Raw genomic sequence first — 18,601 nt, 5'->3', positions numbered from 1 at the left:
TTTACTTAGATATCTTTGCTAAAGGGCACATCTTTGCATATTCTTCACATTATTTGCTGAGAAATTGACGTAAAAATATTTTGTTTATTGTTTATGTGCCATTTATCTTTGCAGTAAGCACTCGTATCTGTTGAAGGAACTTCTACGTCTTCTCCAGCTAAATGTGCAATTATTTTACTCACAGCATGATGGCAACTTTTGTCAGTATCGAATGGTAATAAGAAAAGCCCAAAGTCATGTGTCGCCTTGTTAAGAGTCTTAAGACTGGGAATGTATTCCGAGACGCTCTGCCTCTGGACAAGAGCTGTATCTTAACTTAGTGCCATTCGGTTGTGAAACGCAGTCAGCGGTTCTAGACCTTAAAAATGACCAATAAATTGCTCACTACGAACCGTGCCAAACTCATGACACAGACTATTAGTATTTTTACAGCCGATCAATTATCTTGGCATTCTCTGGCAGCTTGGCGTTTCGTTGCCCAGCAGTCCGGGCCCTAGCAGTAAACAGACCAATGGGAGTATTTAATAAATCTACAAGGGTAGCTTGACCCGCGATCGCCTTTTTAATATCCCTTGGTACTTCCTTCAATAACCAACGTCCTAAGCGATAGCCGCATTCTTTGGGTGTCATATCTCGCATCAAATCTACACCGTGAAGTTCGTGTAGATAGCGATTTGAGCGTCCATAGCGCCGCCATTGACTTTGCAGTTCTTTAAGTGTGGCGCGGTGGCGATGCCCAACGATCGCATTTGCGGCAAATTCCAAACGCCCGATGTTTTCCTCCAAAATCCGCCAGCAAATGTCTGCATCGCCACCAGTGGTAAGATAGGGACGAAATAAACCCGCTTTTTCTAAGGCAATGCGTCGAACCGCCAAATTAGCGGTTTGACCATAGGGACGAAAGGAATGGTCAAGGGTATGCTTTTGCGACAAAGTTTCTTGACGGTCTGCGTGTTGTTCTAACAGAGTTGTACCTGGTAATGCCAAAATTTCACCAGGGACAATTACCACTTCTAAGTTGACAAAAGGCTGGATTAATGCATCTAACCATTGCGGTTGCGGACGGCAATCAGCATCGGTAAAAACTATAATTTCGCCCACAGCGGCGCGAATCCCAGTATTACGGGCAGCATAGGAGCTTTGAATTTGGTTTTCACTCAATGGGTGAATTGTAATTGGGCAATTTTCGGCAGATGTTTTGAGAATGGTGAGAGTGCGATCGCTACTGTTATTATCCACCAACAAGTATTCTACTCGGTCTTTTGGGTAGGTTTGAGACAACAGGCAATTGATTAACTCTGGTAAATCCGTCTCACCGTTATAAATAGGAACAACCACCGACACCATTGGTAAAAAGCTAGTGGCGGTGGTTGCATCAACTGGCTGATGATTCATAAATCTGAGATTTTAGAGATGGGATTAGTAGCTAGTATTCCCAATCCAAAATCCTAGAACGGTATATCAAGCAGTTTTCGTAACTCCAAAAATCTGGATTTGGGAATGACGTGGGATAGAATTTTTGTTTTAGTTAAAATTTCAGGTTATCGGCGCTACTCATGGGTCGAGTGGGTTGAGTTGCTGGTGGCCGGGCAAAGTTGTTATTTGATAGAATTGTGATCGCACGGGCATATTGCGGATCACTCTTAGTTCCGATTAAATCTGGATTAGAAGCCAACTGACGCTCTTGTGCCTCTGTCAAGTCTAGCTTGATATCTGGCGTAATCCCTTTATGATTAATATCCGTTCCCGCAGGGGTGTAGTAATGAGCAATGGTAACTGCCAAGCCGGAACCATCTGCGAGTTTATGAACTGACTGCACTAAGGCCTTACCAAAGGTTTGACCACCTACGACTACCGCCCGCTTATTATCCTTGAGTGCCCCTGTGAGGATTTCGCTAGCACTAGCTGAATTTCCATCTACTAATACCGCTAAGGGACGATTTGTCAGAGAAGTGCGATTGGCTTTAGTTTCTTCACTGCTGCCCACACGGTCTACTGTCTTGACAATCGCGCCGTTATCATACCACATCCGGGCAATTTCAATGCTCGCGTTCAACAACCCGCCAGGATTTCCCCGCAAATCCAAGACATAAGAATCTACTTTCTTATTGTTCAAATCGCGGATGGCTCGTTGCATTTGATCTGCGGCGTGGGCGCTAAATTCCCGCAAACGAATATAGCCAACGCGGCGATTCCCTTCTTGCCTAAGGGTATAACGTACTGTTGGCACTTCAATCTTTGCCCTTGTCAGCTTCAAATCAAAAGCATTTAGCCCTGTCCGTCCCACCCGTAGCTTGATGGGAGTACCCACTTCGCCACGAATTAACTTGGAGGCGTCATCCACTTTCATTTTGAGAGTGGGTTTGCCATCAATTGCCAAAATTTCATCGCCTGCTTTGATCCCAGCTTTCAGTGCTGGAGAATTTTCTATGGCTTCGACAACAGTGAGCCGCTGAGTTTTTTGGTTAACTTCCATCCGAATGCCAATGCCAGAGACTTCCCCGTCTGTTTGGCTAGTCAGGGCTTCAAACTGTTTGGGGTCCATAAATCGAGTGTAAGGATCTCCCAATTTTTGTAAAGCTTCGCGGATGGCAGTATAAGCTTCTTCCCGAGTAGAATAGTCTTTGCTCAACAGGCTTTGTCTAGTTGCTTGCCAATCTTGTTGATTAAATTTGGCATCAACATATTCACGATTTACCACTTGCCAAACTTGGTCAACTATCACTTTCGGGCTGTCTTGTAGGGCTAGAGCAGCACGGACACCACGAGTCCAAACGGGGCCGAACACAGACATAGTAGCAGTTGTGGCGATCGCTCCACCAATCAAGGCTACTTGGAGCGGCGAGTAACTTTTCGGAGATTTTTTCATGTATATTAGCTGGAATAATTGTGTTGTTGACAGTTTAGCAATCAGGCTTTCCAGAAAATTTTAAGTTTTTATACCCCAAACTAAGCTATGCTTCCTTAATCATTTTTATCGTTGAATGATGCCGAAAATACTGCATTATTAACAACCACTTCTCGGTTTGTTAGCTTTCTCCGGAAGGCTCTTGTGACCATGTGACACTTTTATTAGCGTCATATTTACACTTATTCATTACTTTTACAAGATAGCACTTTGTTCACTCAATTGCAGCACTGTTAGACAGTCATTAAATCAGCTTTTATTACCTAACTCATGAAACGCAAATTTACCATCAAATCGTTAATTTCTATTAAAAAAAATTTTGCTAATCTGTGGCAATTCTTACAAAAGCTAACTGGCGGATTGTCCGTTGTCCTGGGTGCTTGGCTGATTTTTATTACTATAACCTTAGTTTTTGCTTCTTCGCAGCCAGTAGATGCCTTCTTTGCACTTGGTGGCAGTATTCATCGAGAAACTTATGTTGCCCAACAAGCAAAACAATACCCGCAAACCCCAATTTTAATTTCTCATGGTTCCCCAGACCCCTGTATATGGTTAATTTTTCAAGACGAATTAACAGCGTTACAAAACGTTTGGTTAGAAAAGTGCGCGAATTCTACCTTTGAAAATTTTTATTATAGTATTCCAATTCTGCGGCGTTGGGGAGTGCATAAAGTCATGTTGATTACCTCGCCAAGTCACTTACCCAGAGCCAAATGGATGGCACAGATTCTTTTGGGCGCTCATGGTATTTGGGTAGAGACAGATATTGTTCAGGAGTTGGGTTTTCCTGGTAATCATGAATCTTGGCCCAAAACTGGATTAGATTTAACACGCAGCCTATTTTGGGCGATTGTAAGTCAAATTATTCAACCGCAATGCTCGAATGTGACAAAGCTTACCCAAGTAGATATGCAAGCTTGGAAGAATCGAGGTTTTCATTGTGAACATCAAGTGGCGTGGGTTAAGGAGATAACAACAGATGAGAGTTCCAAACTATAGACCCCCATCACATCCAGGTGAAATATTACTTAAAGATTTTCTAGACCCAATGGGAATAACTTTATCTATGTCTGGTGGGACTGCCTTCGTCGATTGGCAGGCATTCGGCTGATTGCATTCAAAAGAGAATTAATGCAAAAGTTCCCAATCTTGCAGTATCAAAATAGCATCTCTATACAAAGACAAATCCACCTGATGAACTTCTATTCCCTGTCCGATTCCTTGTAGAAGGGTGATTGTCAATTTTCCTCCCAAGTGTTCACGGAACTCGGTAAGCCCCCTAAATAGACAATGCGGATGATCTAGTTGATCTAATTGCTCTGTCAGCGCTGATACGTACAAGGTAAAGCCTAATTTCTTTAGTGTACTTATAACCCTTTGCCACTCAGATTGTAAGAGTTGCCCTGTTAAATATGAATAGGTCGTATCTAAAGCAATGCCGATCGCTACAGCTTCACCGTGACGTAGGCTGTAATTAGTTAAATGCTCCAGTTTGTGAGCAGCCCAATGTCCAAAATCCAAAGGACGCGATGAACCCATTTCAAAGGGGTCGCCGCTACCAGCAATATGCTCTAAGTGCAATTGGGAACAGCGATAGATCAGCTTTTTCATTATGTCCATGTCTCGATTAGCCAATTTATCGGCATTAGTCATAATGAAATCGAAGAAATCTGCATCTTTAATCAGCGCTACTTTCACCGCTTCTGCAATACCCGATCGCCAATCTCGATCGTCAAGGCTAGTAAGAAAATCAAAGTCATTCAAGACAGCATAAGGTGGCATGAATGTACCCAAAAAGTTTTTCTTGCCAAAGGCATTAATTCCGTTCTTTACCCCTACACCCGAATCGTTTTGCCCTAGCACTGTTGTCGGTACTCGTAGCAGCCGAATTCCTCGGTGAGCCGTTGTTGCTGCGTATCCTACCATGTCTAGGACGGCTCCACCTCCAATTGCTAAGACATAGGAGTGACGGCACAATCTAGTTGCATTGATAATTTGATGAATTTGCTCTATAAATCTTGAATCGTTCTTGACTGCTTCTCCACCCGGAACTACTATCGGCTCACCGCTCAGTGTTAGTACATCTTCATAACACTGGGCATAGACTGATAATTTTTTGAGCAACCCATCGTAATACTGTAAAAATCCTGCATCTACCACTGCTAGAACTTGTTTTGGGGTTGTCTCCCCATCTGCGGCAATCACTTGTGCCAGTAAAGGATTATCTAACTCAAACAAACCTCTAGTAAAGTGAACATCATAATTGAAGGTCACGCGGACACATTGGTTAATTGGTTGCAGATTAAGAACAGTTTTTTGCTGAATAGCCATTTGAATATTATTACTTTTTAACTACCTGTAAATGGATGCACTATTGCAATTATGGTTAACAGTAAAATAAACCCAATAAATCAATTGATCACTTTAACTTTGAAATAATTTGCTAGACCAATTGAGCTACTCAATCAATCAGAAATCTGAAGTTAATTCACTTCAATATAGAAAGTTAAAAATAATCTAACTTCATAATTTTCTTGATATTTAGTCTTTACATATGAGATTGGCAATAGATATCGTGATTACATAAGATTTTAATTTTTTCCGTAAGAGAATTTTATGATTTATCTAATCAAAATGATATCTTTACAGTATCTTATTTAAAATCAGGAGATTTTTATAGTTTCAGTGAAGTTATGATCTCAGTAGTATATTATCTAGCTACCTCAATCACAAAATATCAAGTTTAGTGGTAGATTTTATACTTGGTTGTCACAAAAAAGTTGGGCAACTTATCCTGAAATTCATCATGAGTAAAGTAAACAAATTACTGCATCACTGGCTGCTAAAATCTGTTTCAGAGAAAGCTTTTGCTTGGCTGGAACAGAAGCAGGCACAAATTGCTAGCGGCGCTGCTGAGAGAGTGTTTTTCACGGCATTTAGTGCTGTACCGCGTTATTTAGGCAAACAGGATTTGCAGCTAACATTCCAGGACTTGGAAGCAGCACAGGATGTGATTCCCGGTTGGTATCCTGGTCATTGGAGTGTAGATCAAGCAGGTCGCACACTCTTGCTTTTAGCATTGCCCCACGATGATGCCCAGGGGTATGTGCGATCGCTTGATCAAGTCTTCTCGACTGCCGATATGGGGGAGTTAGTTGTCCTTTATCAAAGTTTGCCGCTCTTACCATATCCAGAGTTACATCGCCATCGTACTGCTGAGGGAATTCGCAGCAATATGAGTAATGTATTCCAAGCGATCGCACTACGTAACCCTTATCCAGCAGATTATTTAGATAATGCTGCTTGGAATCAGATGGTGCTGAAGGCTGTGTTTGTCGGCAGTCCGTTGCATCTAATTTGGGGTCTAGATCGGCGTGCTAACCCAGAATTGGCGAGGATGTTGGCAGACTATGCCCATGAACGTTGGGCAGCTAAACGCTCAGTTACGCCAGAACTTTGGCGATCGGTAGGGCGGTTTGCGGATAGCGCAATCATCACAGATTTGGAAAAAGTACTGGCTAATGGGGATATAGAGGAACAAGAAGCAGCAGCGTTAGCTTGCGCCCAATCGCCTTTACCCCAAGCGCAAGCATTACTTTCTAGTTATCCAGATTTACAGTCATCCATTCAACAAGGTAATCTGACTTGGAGCAGTTTCAGCCGCGATCGCCTCTTTGTTTACAAATAAAAGGGACTGGGGACTAAGGAAAACTTTTCCAAATACCCAATCCTCTATCCCTAATAAAATTTATTGCTCATTAAACCACACCATGATGTTTATCGATCCTCACATTCACATGTGTTCCCGTACTACTTACGATTACTTAGTAATGCGGGAATATGGCATTGTTGCCGTTATTGAACCAGCCTTTTGGTTAGGACAACCTCGAACCAACGCGGGCACATTCAAAGACTACTTCAGTAGTCTTGTGGGCTGGGAACGGTTTCGTGCTAGTCAGTTTGGCATCCAACACTATTGCACAATTGGTCTAAATCCGAAAGAAGCTAACAATGAAGTGCTAGCAGCAGAAGTTATAGAACTGTTACCACTTTATGCTTGTAAAGAGGGAGTTGTTGCCATTGGCGAAATTGGCTACGACGACATGACAGAAGCAGAGGATAAATACTTTTGTCAACAGTTAGCATTAGCCAAAGAACTCGATATGTTAGTACTAATTCATACCCCTCACCGCAATAAAAAAGCAGGTGCTAGTCGGAGTATGGATCGCTGCATTGAATATGGCTTAGATCCCTCACAAGTAGTTATTGATCACAACAATGAGGAAACCGTAGAGGAAGTATTAGGACGGGGTTTTTGGGCGGCTTTCACAATTTACCCACAAACGAAGATGGGTAACGCCAGGATGGTAGAAGTTGTCCGCAAGTATGGATCTAATCGCATCATTGTAGATAGTAGCGCTGATTGGGGTATTAGCGATCCTTTAGCAGTCCCAAAAACTGCTCAGTTGATGTTAGATCGGGGCATTCCTGAAGAATATGTACGAACAGTTTGTTATGAGAATGCTCTAGCTGCTTACAGTCAAACTGGGCAGATGAAAGCATCAGATTGGCTGAATCCCCAATCTGTTGATCAGCGTCAGATGTTCAGTGGTAATTCTGTATTACGGGGACAGGAACCAGGAATCAAATCAGTTTCAGATTATGTGTTGATTGAGTAGAAAATTGGGAGTGAGGAGTGGGGAAGAGGAATTGCATAAACATCTGATTCATCTATAATATGCGGCTTATTTTGATAAATTACTCGGCAATGAGGCAGACGAATGAATGTTGCAAGCTTAAATTTTCAAGGCTGGAGGGGTTATCTGGAATTGATGCGTCCTGCTAATATTGTTACTGCTTGGGCGGATATTCTTGTTGGCTTTGCTGCTTCTGGTGGGATGATTTTTGCTAAATTAATTAATGGAGAAGCAAGTTTTTCCATACTAATTCCATTAGCTTGGTTGTTGTTAGCTACAACTGGTTTATATGGCGGCGGTATAGTTTTTAATGATGTTTTTGATGCTGAATTAGATGCAAAAGAGCGACCAAATAGAGCAATTCCTAGCGGTCGCGTATCTCGCCAAAATGCTACTTTATTGGGGAGTATACTGTTTGCAATTGGAATTATAGCTGCTTTTCAAGTATCCTGGTTGAGTGCTGCGATCGCTATATTTATCACTCTTTCATGCCTCCTGTATGACGCACTCGCCAAACATCATCCTTTTTTTGGTCCACTTAATATGGGTTTGTGCCGTGGTAGTAACTTATTGTTAGGCGTAAGTGCTGTACCTGCAATCATAGGAGAACGTTGGTATTTAACGCTGATTCCTATTCTTTACATTGCTGCTATCACCGCAATTAGTCAGGGTGAAGTTCACGGAGGGAAGAAGATTACCGGAGTCCTAGCACTACTGCTAATTGCAATAGTTTTGACGGCAGTTTTAGCTTTAGGATTATTAGGAGAGTATACAGCGATCGCAGCACTACCATTTGCTGTTCTATTAGCTATCCGAGTGTTGCCTAATTTTATCAAAGCTGCGCGTCAACCAGTAGCCGAAAATATCCGAGATGCTGTAAAAATAGGCGTGTTATCTCTAATTGTCTTAGATGCAACAATTGCATCTGGTTTTGCTGGTTTGTATTACGGTTTATTAGTTCTAACCTTGCTGCCAATTTCGATGAAATTAGCACAACTATTTGCCGTAACTTAAATTTGAATATACATATCCAGTAATACCATGAATCGGATGTATGGGCGTATAGATGTGCGCCCATACCCATGAATATATAGCAGGTATTTTGTGAAATTGGATAAATCTAAGAAAACAGATTATTAGCATATATAGGGCATAAAGCTAGAAAATGAAAATTACAAAAGACAGCAACTTTCATTTAACTTATTGCAGCAATATTCATCCTGGTGAAAGTTGGTTAGAGGTTTTCGCCAATTTAGAAAAATATGTTCCCAATCTCAAGTCACGTTTATCACCTACAGAACCTTTTGGGATTGGCTTGAGGTTAGCAGATGTTGCTGCTAAACAACTTTTGGAAAGTAATAATTTAGCTCAATTCCAAGCTTGGCTGACTCAAGAAGATTTATATGTTTTCACCTTAAATGGATTTCCTTATGGCGGATTCCATCGACAGGTGGTAAAAGACCATGTTTATGCACCAGATTGGTCTACACAAGAACGGGTAAATTATACATTAAACTTGACACAAATTTTAGCCACCCTGTTACCAGAAGGACTGGATGGCGGAATTTCTACACTACCATTATCCTATAAACCTTGGTCGGCAGAAGACCAAGCAACTTTTGAAACAGTTCTGAAAAAGAGTTGTTTGAATATAGCATCAGTTGTCGCAAAAATGATTCGTATCCACGAAGAAACAGGAAAAATACTTCATATTGATTTAGAACCTGAGCCTGATGGATTAATTGAAAATACCTCAGAAGTAATTAATTTTTATCACAATTGGTTATTACCAATTTGTGGGAATTACTTGTCTGAACAATTAAATATTGAGCAAAGTTTAGCAGAGATAAAATTGCTAGAACATGTTCGGATCTGCTATGATACCTGCCATTTTTCAGTTGAATATGAGCAGCCTCAGTCTGTATTTGCGTGTTTGCAATCGGCAGGAATTAAGATTGGCAAAATTCAAATCAGCGCCGCAATTAAAGTAAAAATACCTGCTGAGGTTGAGAAACGTAGTTTAATAGTTGAGCGTTTACGTCCTTTTGCAGAATCTACTTATCTTCACCAGGTAATAGAACGTCGCAGTGACGATACACTGTATCATTATCCTGACTTAATAACTGCATTACCACACTTAGAAAAATCTATAGCTGAAGAATGGCGCACTCACTTCCATGTGCCAATTTTTATTCATGATTATCAAATTTTGCAGTCTACGCAAGATGATATTGCTACTGTTTTACATCTACTTCAAACAAACAATGCTTGCCAACATTTAGAAATTGAGACTTATACCTGGGATGTATTGCCATCAGAAATGAAGATAGATTTGCTGACTTCTATTCAGCGGGAATATGAGTGGGTATTAAAAGAATTTGCCGCCAATTAAGAGGAAATTGATTTTATGCAGAAAACGGTTGTTCTAAATGTCGTGGGATTAACGCCTAGTTTACTAGGAGAAAACACGCCGTTTTTATCTTCTTGGGCGGCTAAAGGGCAGGTAGTTCCGATCACAACAGTGTTACCTGCTGTGACTTGTTCGGTTCAGGCTACTTATTTAACAGGAAAATTGCCCGATGAGCATGGAATTGTCGCTAATGGATGGTACTTCCGCGATGAATGTGAAGTGAAGTTTTGGCGACAATCTAATAAACTAGTGCAGGTTCCCAAGGTTTGGGAAATAGCTAAATCAATAGATCCAAACTTCAGTTGTGCCAACCTTTTTTGGTGGTACAATATGTATTCTTCAGTAGATTATGCCATTACACCGCGCCCAATGTATCCCGCAGATGGGAGAAAATTACCTGATATTTATACCCATCCTAGTGATGTGCGATCACAGATTCAATCTGATTTAGGTAACTTCCCTCTATTCGATTTTTGGGGGCCAAAAACTTCTATTAGTTCTAGCCAATGGATTGCCAATTCGGCAAAATGGATTGAGGAACGCTACAGCCCCACTTTATCACTAGTTTATCTGCCACATTTAGATTACTGTTTGCAACGATTTGGTAATAATGAAACACAGATCCAAGCTGATTTGCGAGAAATTGATGCTGTTTGTGGCGATTTAATTAAATATTATCAAACACGAAATATTCAGGTAATTATTCTTTCTGAGTATGGCATTATGCCAGTCTCCAAAGCAGTGGATATCAACCGCATATTAAGGGAAAACGGTTTAATAGCTGTGCGGGAAGAATTAGGGCGAGAACTGCTCGATTTTGGTGCTAGCATTGCCTTTGCTGTTGCTGATCACCAAATTGCTCATGTATATGTGAATGATCCGGCGTACATCCCAAAAGTGCGATCGCTTTTAGAAGCAACTGAAGGTGTGGCGCAGGTATTGGATGAAGAGGGTAAGCAAGCCTACCACCTTGCTCATCCTAGAGCGGGAGAGTTAGTGGCGATCGCTCGGCCTGACGCTTGGTTTACCTATTATTATTGGCTCGATGATGCCAAAGCGCCCGATTTTGCTAGAACTGTAGATATCCACCGCAAACCTGGTTACGATCCTGTAGAACTTTTCCTCGATCCGCAGATGAAATTGCCTCAGGTAAAAGTTGCTCTCAAGTTACTTAAGAAACAACTAGGTTTTCGCTACTTAATGGATGTGATTCCTCTGGATGCTTCCTTAGTACGTGGCTCTCATGGTCACATAACCACTTCTTTAGCTGAAGGGCCTCTATTTATCACCCATCAAACTCACTTAGTTAATGAAAATCAAATTGAGCCTACAGATGTTTGCTCGTTGATTCTCAAACATTTAAATCAGGATTAAAAAGGGCGGTTAGAAACCGCGTCTAAACGAAACTTTACCCGCGCAAGCAAGTGGGTTCCACACAAGGGGCTTAAGCCCCTTGTTCACTCTAGTAATTTTCTTACTCCCTCTATAATTTCCGCCTTAAAGGGTAAATCTGAGAGATTATTACCGAAAAGAGGCGATCGCCAAATCCAAACTTTTTAAAAACTGTGCGGTAATGGTCAAACCGAGAATCAGCCAGCAATTCTCGCAACTCTGCCTCGATGGCGTGTTCCTCACGTTGCAGGTCACAGATGCGTTTTGCGTGTTCTCGAACTGTTTGGGTGATTTCTAACCCCACAGATTGTTCGTAGAGGCGGTTATAGCGCGTACTTTTGCGAATTCCATACCAAAGTAAGGGAACTTTACCTTCTGCACCCCGCCGGGATTTTATTAATGCAACTTGTGGAAACTGCCACGCTAAATCCTGCCGCGCACGATTCATGATCGGTGACTGAACGCGGTTCAGGTGAGCAAGTCTTACAGCAGAATTCAAGTATTTGAACTACATCTGTCGTAGGGGCACAGCAATGCTGTGCCCCTACCGTGTGGTCTAGTTATCTGAAAATAGCTTTTTTGTCTTGTACAAGTTTGAAGTGTTTGAATCGAGGAAGCGATCGCGGTTTTCTAAAGCGCGATCGCTAGATAAATTTTGAGTTATCCTTGAATTTCCTGGCACTGTTTGTCAAACATCACCTCAAATTTCTCACCTCCTCCTTCGTGCCAATGACGATATTCAGGATCTAGTTTTCAAGGATAAAATCAGCGATCGCGAATTCCTGATCCTCGACATCTTTAATCGTTACCACCGTGTTATCAGGGTGGTGTTTCAAGTTTGCAATCAGTTCTTGGACTGTGGTTGTCATGTTTTTCCAAAGGTTGTAAGTGTGCAGACATCAAAATAAATCACCGCGCAGGAAACTCGTTCGCCGCACTCAGTTTAAGGGTGATTTTTAGGGTGTTTCCGCGCTGCATATGGCTGAAACTTTGAAAGATATACTAGAAGAACCTGAATAAAACCAATTTATTAAATAAGCTTTTAACTAAGAATTTATTGCTAAACCAACTTAAAGTAAAGGCATTGCATAATTGCAGGATGATTTGTTTCATCCACAGAGGCAGAGATAATAATACCAATTCTATGTGAGGTTGCGTTTTATTGCCCTCAGACTAGAAGCCTGGAGCTACACAGACAAAGCCCACCTAGCCTTCGGTAACGCCAAGGGCGAACGTGGGCTAATTAGAGGATGTCTGAGAAGTTAAAAATGTCATGCTGAATGAAGTGATAGCGTAGTGAAGCATCTCATCAAACCACGGGAAATTGCGATTCTTCGCTCCACTTCGTTACGCTCAGAATGACAAATTATACCTTTGGTACACTTTTCAGACATCCTCTTAGGCGCATTTTCAGAAACGGTATAATTAGACTACAATTCTCTCCCTGCTGGAGACGGTTCAGTTAAGAAAAACTCCCGAAATAGTAATTGCGATCGCAAAATCTATATTAGCGACTCCCGAAATAGTAATTGCGATCGCAAAATCTATGTTAGCGACTCTCGAAATGGCAATATGTAGGTTGAGGTGCGAATTGCGGATTACGAATTACAATCCATTACCAATTAAAATAAATGGTGCCCAGTAGTAAGGATGACTGAGGCGATTGCCTACATTTGATGGTAAGGCTTCTATTTCAATACTGCTCCTACTTTGTTTGCTTTGAGTAGTTTTGCTAATATTAATCAAAGCTATTTGTGCCTGTCTTAAAGTTTCGGCTTTGGAAAAAATGTACTTTGCTATTAGAAGCATCTGGGCAATAACAAGCCCTTTTAGGGTGAAAGCATCAAGAGATTATTGCAACATATTTAATATATTAAAGCCAAGCAGAGAAATTTTTGGCAAATTGAGACAATGATAACAACTTAATTCGCGGATCATTTTGGGCAGCTTCCCTTTCTACTTGGGTATTATAGCCCCAGTCTGCAAGAAACAGTTTCACATCTTCAAGGTCTATTTGCTGTTGGACTAACTGCAATGTCTTGAGTCTATCTTCTACGAACCACAGACTGACTAGCTTGTCTGTTTCTGCCTGCTTTAATTCTCGTATAATTTCGTATTTGGGACGCTTGACTTCTTTACCAAAAATTGCTGGTGCTGGTAAATTTACTCCTTCTTGTTGCAACAACTGCTCTACAAAACGCCCTTCTTTAGTTGTCACAATGTATAGCTTAACTCCACTGTCAAGAGTTAATTTTAGTTTTTCTACTATACCCGGGTAAAATCTATGCAGACTTAGCCAACCGTCTAAATCAGTGGTAATCCATTCATCCCGTTGGTTATCTAGTTTTGCACCAATTTCTCTTGCTTGTAGCTTGTCATCTAATAAAAGTTTCGGGGCGATGATTACCCATTCATGAAGAATTTTCTCATCAGGAATTCCATCTACCAACGCTTTGATTAAAACGGGCATTTCCCAACCCGTTTCAATTACAGGTCGCAGGCGATAGAATCTCAAAGCTAAATCATCTGGTGGTGTGTCGTTAGCAGGCGACCAAATTTGACAGTAGGTGCGCCACGCTACCTCGAAATATTCAATTAGTCCGTCACAAATCACTCCATCAAAGTCCAGGGCTAAAATTGTAGGACTACTTGCGGTCATTGTTTTAAGGATGAAACTGCTGTTGTCAGCTTACCTGACAAATTTAAATCATGTAGTAATTTTTATTAGTCTTTTATAATTTATGACTTGCTCAAAAAGTATGGAAAAAAGGTCTACTAATATACTACAGTACAAGCGCGTTAGAATTATTCTTTGGTTTTAAGTTATTTAGTGGTAAAAATACCGGAACTAGGACTAAATACAGCAATCCTATTTGATTTGCGAGAGTTGCGAACAACTGAATGCTCAAACAGTTCAGAGGTTGTTTGAGTTAATTAAAAAGAAAGGTGTTCCCGCAATTTTTGCTGAAACTACAATTGACCCAGCTTTAATTAAAACTTTTGCTCAAGAAGGAGCGGGTGAAATTAGTACCAAATCAACTTTACTCTGATTCAATTGGTGCAAAGGTAAGTAAAAAAGATTCCTACATCAAAATAGTAGAGGTAAATACCCTCAGCATTATAAAAGCATTAGGGAAAATATCCGTCATTTCAACCAAAGAAGTAAATTCATTTAAGCGAATATCTAACCTAAGAGGTGTTTCGCTCAAATATATTATCAAAATCTCTCTAGAGAAAGAATTCTTTATACCTTCGATTTTTTACAATATTAGAGTGTATCTTTATGAATATCTGAAAAAGCCATGACTGAGAATAATCAAGAAAATCAAATTAATCAACCAGTAAGCGAAGATTCGCATTCTCGCGAAAAACCGGATGTGAATGAAAGAAACTTAACTGCAAATCCGGGAGATAGAATTGCTGATGAGTCTCAATCAGTTGAAGAAAAAGCTCAACAGGTAGCCGTTGATGATGTAGCAGACATTACAGGCGATAATATCACAGTCCCAACTTACTTTGTTGTGGATGAACCCGACGGCGAAAAGAAGGCACTCCACCACGTTAAAGATGCTGAAGAGATTTCCGACATGATTCGGGAAGCACGAGTTGATGAAAATGGAAATCGAATTTGGTGGTAGTTTTTCATTGAAGAGATACGGAGGTACGGAGAGTTCTTTCTTTGCATTCCCGTATCTGTCTTCTTTGGTCAAGTGAACCCTTCGGAAAATTAAATTTGCGTAAACATTAAGATATAAAATTTTCTCTTTGTAAATCCTAATATTTCCCCTATATAGCTTTTGCGAATTGTACAGCATAATAAATTCTGTTGAGGCTTAAAATTTTAAAATATTGTTTTTTGTCTCTAAACTATCATCAACTATACAAATCCTTGTTGCTACGTTCACAAAAGAGATATAGTCGAACTTGATAACCCTTGTAAAAATTGGGTTATAAATTTTTGGAAAAGTCTAGATATAAATAATAACTTTCGGTTGGTTAAGAGTCAACCAGAAGCAACACAGCGACCAAGTTATACAATATCTGTTCGTAGACGTTGAACTAACAAAATTTTCTAATGCTATGCCGCCATTATAACGATAAGTTTTTTCTACTGACAGCTACAACTTCTCTTGCCAAATGGGCTACGCCCCGCTGGAAGCGATGCCTACGGCGGTAAACTACGCAACCAAATACAACACCCACTTTTGCCAACAATCCTATTTTCATAAGGTGCGAGTCAGCAAGGTTCTAACTTAGATGATCTGAAAAAGCACGTCGTCGCTAAAATTGTTGAACAACAGGCTACAAAGTTACCCAGACTTCAATTGAGGCTATTTATAAAAATAATAATTTAGTAAAACAACCTGCAAAGAAGGATTTCAATAAGCATTGCGATTCGTTTTCCTAATTCAACTGGCCTTTGCTTCATCCCCGGACGCTTCAGCCACAGCCGCCAATCTATCTGCCGCAGCTTGTACAATTTGAGCCACTTGGCTAAGAGGCATGTGCTGGATTTGTCTAAGAATCAGACTCAAATCTGAAGTTTCTGCAATTGGCTTTCCATCCAGACAGCTAAGTAACTCCTGGAGTGTGTAACCCGCTCTCACTGCGATTTCTGCTATTATCCTAGTGAAATTGAAAATGCAGTTTATGCAATATTAGAAAACCACCTGTATGTGTTAAAAGCAACAGCAAGACAAGTGGTTTTACATGGTTTTTTACAGCAAAAATTAGTTAGCAGCAGAAGTCGCTAACTCCGCGAGACGTTCCTGTTGGTCTTGAGATATGCAAGATTGAATAAGCGTGTCTAAATCACCTTCCAGAACAGGGTTAAGGGAATAATTCTGACCTAACCGATGATCAGTAGCGCGGTTATCTTTATAATTGTAGGTGCGAATTTTTTCCGATCGCGATCCCGTACCAACCTGCGATCGCCGCATAGAAGTTACAGCTTCCTGTTGTTCGCTTAACTTGATATCATACAACTTTGCCCGCAGAATTTGCATCGCCCGTTCTTTGTTTTGCAACTGGCTGCGTTCTTCTGTACAGAAAATGCGTATTCCTGTCGGTTTATGCATTAAGTCAACAGCTGTTTCCACTTTGTTGACGTTTTGTCCACCAGCACCGCCAGAACGAGCTGTTGTCATTTCAATATCTTTCGGGTCAATGTGGATTTCCACATCATCCACCTCTGGCATAATCGCTACTGTGGCTGTAGAGGTATGAACCCGTCCCCCAGCTTCAGTTGTTGGTACACGCTGCACACGATGCACTCCAGCTTCAAACTTTAATTGGCTGTAAACGTCATTACCTTTAATTTCTAGAATGACCTCTTTCCAGCCACCCATTTCTCCCAGAGATTCGCTCATTAGAGAAACTTTCCAACCTTGAGTCTGGGCATAGCGGGTGTACATCCGCATCAAATCGCCAGCCCAAATACTTGCTTCATCGCCACCAGTGCCAGCGCGAATTTCCAACATGATATTCTTTTCATCATTGGGGTCGCGTGGTAGCAGTAAGACTTTCAAGCGAGTCTCTAAATATTCTATTTTTTCTTCAAGTTCCTTTACTTCCAGTGCTGCCATTTCTTGCAACTCTGGGTCACTCGCAGATTCTTTGTAAACCTGACGCGCTCCACTCAAGTCTTCTTGGGCTGTTTTCCAAGTTTCATAGGTATTAACTACCTCTTCCAAAGAAGAACGAGACTTAGCAATTTGTTGATACTCATCAGGGTTGCTAGCGGTATCAGGGTCGCCAAGGCGACGTGTTAATTCATTAAAGGTTTGTTCAACAGATTTTAGTTTGTCCAGTAAGTATGATTCAGCCATGACGAGTGCGATCGCTCCTTAAAAAAATAACAAATTGGCTCGAGCATATAAATGACAATCGACCCAGCTGATGCAGGGCCGTCGTTAACAGCAGAGCCAACCCGCTACTTTTTCTTTTGTTCGTCGCCAGATGTTTGAGTGCTACTCATGCCGTACTTGCGGAGGAAGCGCTCCACTCTACCCTCAGTGTCAATAATCTTCTGAGTGCCGGTGTAAAATGGGTGATTTCCAGACCAAACATCTACGTGCAATTCTGGCTTGGTAGAGCCAATGGTCATAACAACTTGACCATTGCAGTAAACTTTAGCATCTGGATACCACTTGGGGTGAATATCAGCTTTAGCCATTGTTCTTTTTGTGATGAATCTATATCAATTATAACTTTCAGGTTTCAATTGGAGCTAGGGATTGGGGACTGGCAAAGTATATAAACAACGGACTTTTTCCAATGCCCAATTCCCCATGCCCAATGCCCTAACGCTTTGAGTACTGAGGTGCTTTCCGGGCTTTATGTAAACCATATTTTTTCCGTTCTTTTGCCCTCGGATCACGAGTCAGGTAACCTTCGGTTTTCAAAGGTGGGCGGTTGTCTGGGTCTAGTTGGCACAAAGCACGAGCAACTCCCAAGCGAACAGAATCAGCCTGTCCGGTCAAGCCGCCGCCTTCTGCTTTCACCAAAATGTCATATTCGTTTTCTAGTCCTAGAGTTTCCAGGGGTGCTTTGATGACTCCCAGGTAGTTGGCATTGAATTGAAAATACAAGTTTCCATCTTTACCGTTCACAGTCAGTTGACCAGTGCCTGGAACCAAGCGGACTCTTGCTACTGCGTTCTTACGACGACCAGTACCCCAGTATACGGCGCGACCGCTATTGGCGTCTGCTACTACCATTAATTTTCTTCTCCAGGAATTGTACTAATTTGTAGTTCTTTAGGTTTTTGAGCATCATGGGGATGCGTAGGCCCAGCGTACACTTTTAGCTTAGTGAACAACTGCTTACCCAGACTATTTTTAGGTAGCATACCTTTAACAGCCTGTTCTAAAATCCGCTCTGGTATGCGCTGTTGCAGTTTAGCAAAAGTTTCCGTTTTCATCCCACCGGGACGACCAGAATGGCGACGGTAAAGTTTTTGAGTGCGCTTTTTGCCTGTAACTGCTACTTTCTCGGCATTGATGACGATTACAAAGTCACCTGTATCTAAGTGGGGTGTGTATTCGGGTTTCTTTTTGCCTCTTAAAACCTGGGCGATTTCACTGGCGAGGCGACCGAGGCGTTTATCGGTGGCATCTACTATGTACCACTCACGCTCAAGTGACGCTTGAGAAGGAAGGTATGTTTTACTAGTTGTCATTTGTCATTTGTCCT

At 41.3% G+C, this 18,601-nt stretch carries 23 protein-coding genes and 1 pseudogene; 10 read left to right on the top strand and 14 right to left on the bottom strand.

Going from position 1 to position 18,601, the window contains the following annotated elements; all coding sequences use genetic code 11:
- Nucleotides 1–426 precede the first annotated feature (426 nt).
- The gene (locus tag V7K21_RS16035; RefSeq protein WP_335175814.1) at nt 427–1,395 is read right to left on the bottom strand and encodes a glycosyltransferase; all 969 of its coding nucleotides are present in this window, start codon (nt 1,393–1,395) and stop codon (nt 427–429) included.
- Nucleotides 1,396–1,528: 133 nt separating this feature from the next.
- Nucleotides 1,529–2,869 carry a carboxyl-terminal processing protease CtpB gene (gene ctpB / locus V7K21_RS16030; protein ID WP_335175812.1) on the bottom strand — a complete coding sequence of 447 codons (1,341 nt, stop codon included), beginning with the start codon at nt 2,867–2,869 and terminating at the stop codon, nt 1,529–1,531.
- 309 nt (nt 2,870–3,178) lie between these two features.
- Between ctpB and V7K21_RS16025 the strand changes: the two genes are divergently transcribed.
- Nucleotides 3,179–3,907, top strand: coding sequence for a YdcF family protein (locus V7K21_RS16025; protein ID WP_335175810.1), 729 nt, complete (start codon nt 3,179–3,181; stop codon nt 3,905–3,907).
- Nucleotides 3,888–4,019 (top strand): hypothetical protein, encoded by a 132-nt coding sequence (locus tag V7K21_RS16020; RefSeq protein ID WP_335175808.1) that lies wholly within the window; start codon nt 3,888–3,890, stop codon nt 4,017–4,019. The genes V7K21_RS16025 and V7K21_RS16020 overlap by 20 nt, the downstream gene beginning before the upstream one ends.
- Before the next feature lie 17 nt (nt 4,020–4,036).
- Here the strand turns inward: V7K21_RS16020 and V7K21_RS16015 are convergent, their stop codons facing one another.
- The gene (locus V7K21_RS16015) at nt 4,037–5,239 is read right to left on the bottom strand and encodes a 3-dehydroquinate synthase (RefSeq protein WP_335175806.1); all 1,203 of its coding nucleotides are present in this window, start codon (nt 5,237–5,239) and stop codon (nt 4,037–4,039) included.
- A 475-nt stretch (nt 5,240–5,714) separates the two neighbouring features.
- Between V7K21_RS16015 and V7K21_RS16010 the strand changes: the two genes are divergently transcribed.
- The 5 genes from V7K21_RS16010 (at nt 5,715) to V7K21_RS15990 (ending at nt 11,389) form a co-directional block, all read left to right on the top strand.
- Entirely contained in the window at nt 5,715–6,596 is an 882-nt protein-coding gene (locus V7K21_RS16010) for an EboA family metabolite traffic protein (RefSeq protein WP_335175804.1), read from the top strand.
- Nucleotides 6,597–6,678: 82 nt separating this feature from the next.
- Entirely contained in the window at nt 6,679–7,587 is a 909-nt protein-coding gene (locus V7K21_RS16005; RefSeq protein ID WP_335175801.1) for a TatD family hydrolase, read from the top strand.
- A 102-nt stretch (nt 7,588–7,689) separates the two neighbouring features.
- Entirely contained in the window at nt 7,690–8,619 is a 930-nt protein-coding gene (gene eboC / locus V7K21_RS16000; RefSeq protein WP_335175799.1) for a UbiA-like protein EboC, read from the top strand.
- A 151-nt stretch (nt 8,620–8,770) separates the two neighbouring features.
- A complete protein-coding gene (gene eboE / locus V7K21_RS15995; protein ID WP_335175797.1) occupies nt 8,771–9,997 on the top strand; it encodes a metabolite traffic protein EboE in 1,227 nt (408 codons plus the stop codon).
- 15 nt (nt 9,998–10,012) lie between these two features.
- Entirely contained in the window at nt 10,013–11,389 is a 1,377-nt protein-coding gene (locus tag V7K21_RS15990) for an alkaline phosphatase family protein (protein ID WP_335175795.1), read from the top strand.
- Between the two features lie 109 nt (nt 11,390–11,498).
- On the opposite strand, the gene V7K21_RS15985 is transcribed toward V7K21_RS15990, so the two are convergent.
- The 5 genes from V7K21_RS15985 to V7K21_RS15965 all read right to left on the bottom strand — a co-directional run bounded on the left by V7K21_RS15985 (nt 11,499) and on the right by V7K21_RS15965 (nt 14,066).
- Complete coding sequence (locus V7K21_RS15985) at nt 11,499–11,855, bottom strand: hypothetical protein (protein WP_335175793.1); 357 nt, start codon at nt 11,853–11,855, stop codon at nt 11,499–11,501.
- Between the two features lie 108 nt (nt 11,856–11,963).
- Nucleotides 11,964–12,089: a hypothetical protein gene (locus V7K21_RS15980; protein ID WP_335175791.1), complete on the bottom strand. Its 126-nt coding sequence runs from the start codon at nt 12,087–12,089 to the stop codon at nt 11,964–11,966.
- A gap of 64 nt (nt 12,090–12,153) precedes the next feature.
- Entirely contained in the window at nt 12,154–12,276 is a 123-nt protein-coding gene (locus V7K21_RS15975; RefSeq protein ID WP_335175789.1) for a hypothetical protein, read from the bottom strand.
- Between the two features lie 736 nt (nt 12,277–13,012).
- Nucleotides 13,013–13,216 (bottom strand): CHAT domain-containing protein, encoded by a 204-nt coding sequence (locus tag V7K21_RS15970; RefSeq protein ID WP_335175787.1) that lies wholly within the window; start codon nt 13,214–13,216, stop codon nt 13,013–13,015.
- 64 nt (nt 13,217–13,280) lie between these two features.
- Nucleotides 13,281–14,066: an HAD family hydrolase gene (locus V7K21_RS15965; RefSeq protein WP_335175785.1), complete on the bottom strand. Its 786-nt coding sequence runs from the start codon at nt 14,064–14,066 to the stop codon at nt 13,281–13,283.
- A gap of 214 nt (nt 14,067–14,280) precedes the next feature.
- Between V7K21_RS15965 and V7K21_RS30775 the strand changes: the two genes are divergently transcribed.
- Genes V7K21_RS30775 through V7K21_RS15955 form a run of 3 tightly spaced genes read left to right on the top strand, consistent with a single transcriptional unit; the run spans nt 14,281 to nt 15,045 of the window.
- Nucleotides 14,281–14,457 (top strand): metal ABC transporter solute-binding protein, Zn/Mn family, encoded by a 177-nt coding sequence (locus V7K21_RS30775; RefSeq protein ID WP_442948893.1) that lies wholly within the window; start codon nt 14,281–14,283, stop codon nt 14,455–14,457.
- The gene (locus V7K21_RS30770) at nt 14,426–14,713 is read left to right on the top strand and encodes a hypothetical protein (RefSeq protein WP_442948894.1); all 288 of its coding nucleotides are present in this window, start codon (nt 14,426–14,428) and stop codon (nt 14,711–14,713) included. Before V7K21_RS30775 ends, V7K21_RS30770 begins: the two co-directional genes overlap by 32 nt.
- A complete protein-coding gene (locus tag V7K21_RS15955; protein ID WP_335175783.1) occupies nt 14,710–15,045 on the top strand; it encodes a hypothetical protein in 336 nt (111 codons plus the stop codon). Before V7K21_RS30770 ends, V7K21_RS15955 begins: the two co-directional genes overlap by 4 nt.
- A gap of 451 nt (nt 15,046–15,496) precedes the next feature.
- Here V7K21_RS15955 and V7K21_RS15950 read toward each other — a convergent pair whose 3' ends face one another.
- From V7K21_RS15950 to rplM, 6 genes and pseudogenes are all read right to left on the bottom strand, one after another.
- Entirely contained in the window at nt 15,497–15,634 is a 138-nt protein-coding gene (locus V7K21_RS15950; RefSeq protein ID WP_335175780.1) for a hypothetical protein, read from the bottom strand.
- 182 nt (nt 15,635–15,816) lie between these two features.
- Nucleotides 15,817–16,038, bottom strand: a pseudogene (locus V7K21_RS15945) (transcriptional regulator); the annotation flags it as partial.
- 99 nt (nt 16,039–16,137) lie between these two features.
- Nucleotides 16,138–17,235 (bottom strand): peptide chain release factor 1, encoded by a 1,098-nt coding sequence (gene prfA / locus V7K21_RS15940; protein ID WP_335175779.1) that lies wholly within the window; start codon nt 17,233–17,235, stop codon nt 16,138–16,140.
- A 104-nt stretch (nt 17,236–17,339) separates the two neighbouring features.
- Nucleotides 17,340–17,582, bottom strand: coding sequence for a 50S ribosomal protein L31 (rpmE, locus tag V7K21_RS15935; protein ID WP_335175777.1), 243 nt, complete (start codon nt 17,580–17,582; stop codon nt 17,340–17,342).
- Nucleotides 17,583–17,709: 127 nt separating this feature from the next.
- Nucleotides 17,710–18,126 carry a 30S ribosomal protein S9 gene (gene rpsI / locus V7K21_RS15930; protein WP_229460561.1) on the bottom strand — a complete coding sequence of 139 codons (417 nt, stop codon included), beginning with the start codon at nt 18,124–18,126 and terminating at the stop codon, nt 17,710–17,712.
- Nucleotides 18,126–18,587 (bottom strand): 50S ribosomal protein L13, encoded by a 462-nt coding sequence (rplM, locus tag V7K21_RS15925; RefSeq protein WP_229450944.1) that lies wholly within the window; start codon nt 18,585–18,587, stop codon nt 18,126–18,128. Before rplM ends, rpsI begins: the two co-directional genes overlap by 1 nt.
- Nucleotides 18,588–18,601: the final 14 nt, after the last annotated feature.

It is taken from the genome of Nostoc sp., from assembly GCF_036919595.1.
Lineage (GTDB): Bacteria > Cyanobacteriota > Cyanobacteriia > Cyanobacteriales > Nostocaceae > Nostoc.
The sequence above is the reverse complement of the archived record's forward strand: the minus strand, read 5'-3'. Positions and strand labels throughout refer to the sequence as shown.

Coding starts and splice junctions, on each gene's coding strand:
- rpmE (WP_335175777.1), bottom strand. CDS start 17,582: ATGGCTAAAGCTGATATTCACCCCAAGTGGTATCCAGATGCTAAAGTT.
- V7K21_RS15975 (WP_335175789.1), bottom strand. CDS start 12,276: ATGACAACCACAGTCCAAGAACTGATTGCAAACTTGAAACACCACCCT.
- V7K21_RS15990 (WP_335175795.1), top strand. CDS start 10,013: ATGCAGAAAACGGTTGTTCTAAATGTCGTGGGATTAACGCCTAGTTTA.
- V7K21_RS15985 (WP_335175793.1), bottom strand. CDS start 11,855: ATGAATCGTGCGCGGCAGGATTTAGCGTGGCAGTTTCCACAAGTTGCA.
- V7K21_RS16035 (WP_335175814.1), bottom strand. CDS start 1,395: ATGAATCATCAGCCAGTTGATGCAACCACCGCCACTAGCTTTTTACCA.
- V7K21_RS15955 (WP_335175783.1), top strand. CDS start 14,710: ATGACTGAGAATAATCAAGAAAATCAAATTAATCAACCAGTAAGCGAA.
- V7K21_RS15965 (WP_335175785.1), bottom strand. CDS start 14,066: ATGACCGCAAGTAGTCCTACAATTTTAGCCCTGGACTTTGATGGAGTG.
- prfA (WP_335175779.1), bottom strand. CDS start 17,235: ATGGCTGAATCATACTTACTGGACAAACTAAAATCTGTTGAACAAACC.
- rpsI (WP_229460561.1), bottom strand. CDS start 18,126: ATGGTAGTAGCAGACGCCAATAGCGGTCGCGCCGTATACTGGGGTACT.
- eboC (WP_335175799.1), top strand. CDS start 7,690: ATGAATGTTGCAAGCTTAAATTTTCAAGGCTGGAGGGGTTATCTGGAA.
- rplM (WP_229450944.1), bottom strand. CDS start 18,587: ATGACAACTAGTAAAACATACCTTCCTTCTCAAGCGTCACTTGAGCGT.
- V7K21_RS16025 (WP_335175810.1), top strand. CDS start 3,179: ATGAAACGCAAATTTACCATCAAATCGTTAATTTCTATTAAAAAAAAT.
- V7K21_RS16005 (WP_335175801.1), top strand. CDS start 6,679: ATGATGTTTATCGATCCTCACATTCACATGTGTTCCCGTACTACTTAC.
- eboE (WP_335175797.1), top strand. CDS start 8,771: ATGAAAATTACAAAAGACAGCAACTTTCATTTAACTTATTGCAGCAAT.
- V7K21_RS16010 (WP_335175804.1), top strand. CDS start 5,715: ATGAGTAAAGTAAACAAATTACTGCATCACTGGCTGCTAAAATCTGTT.
- V7K21_RS15950 (WP_335175780.1), bottom strand. CDS start 15,634: ATGAAAATAGGATTGTTGGCAAAAGTGGGTGTTGTATTTGGTTGCGTA.
- V7K21_RS16020 (WP_335175808.1), top strand. CDS start 3,888: ATGAGAGTTCCAAACTATAGACCCCCATCACATCCAGGTGAAATATTA.
- V7K21_RS16015 (WP_335175806.1), bottom strand. CDS start 5,239: ATGGCTATTCAGCAAAAAACTGTTCTTAATCTGCAACCAATTAACCAA.
- V7K21_RS15970 (WP_335175787.1), bottom strand. CDS start 13,216: ATGCTTCTAATAGCAAAGTACATTTTTTCCAAAGCCGAAACTTTAAGA.
- ctpB (WP_335175812.1), bottom strand. CDS start 2,869: ATGAAAAAATCTCCGAAAAGTTACTCGCCGCTCCAAGTAGCCTTGATT.